This is a genomic window from Ancylomarina sp. 16SWW S1-10-2, from assembly GCF_009669305.1.
Taxonomy (GTDB): domain Bacteria; phylum Bacteroidota; class Bacteroidia; order Bacteroidales; family Marinifilaceae; genus Ancylomarina.
Genome location: NZ_SADB01000331.1, coordinates 1 through 375 on the forward strand (window position 1 = coordinate 1; position 375 = coordinate 375).

Sequence of the window (375 nt, forward strand, 5' to 3'; positions counted from 1 at the left end):
ACGGTCTTCATATAAACACGTCACACAAAGAGCACAGCATGATTTTTACGGGTTCACATATTTTATCAATCAAACAATTCGAACGAAGTGACATTGATAAAATATTTGAGGTGGCAGATTCTATGAAGCCTTATGCCCAGCGCCAGCGAGCGACTCGCGTTTTAGATGGTGCTATTCTAGGTAATATGTTTTTTGAGGCTAGCACGCGTACACGGGTTAGTTTTGGTAGTGCTTTTAATCTATTAGGTGGAGACGTACGCGAAACCACAGGCTTTGAAAGTTCTGCTATTTCTAAAGGCGAATCATTGTATGACACCGCACGGGTGTTATCGGGTTATAGCGATGTAATCTGTATGCGTCACCCTAAAGAAGGTT

Annotated in this window: 1 pseudogene; it reads left to right on the top strand. The window is 42.1% G+C overall.

Annotated elements, in window-relative coordinates:
* Positions 1-38: 38 nt before the first annotated feature.
* Positions 39-375: pseudogene (locus EMN46_RS19415) on the top strand (aspartate carbamoyltransferase); the annotation flags it as partial.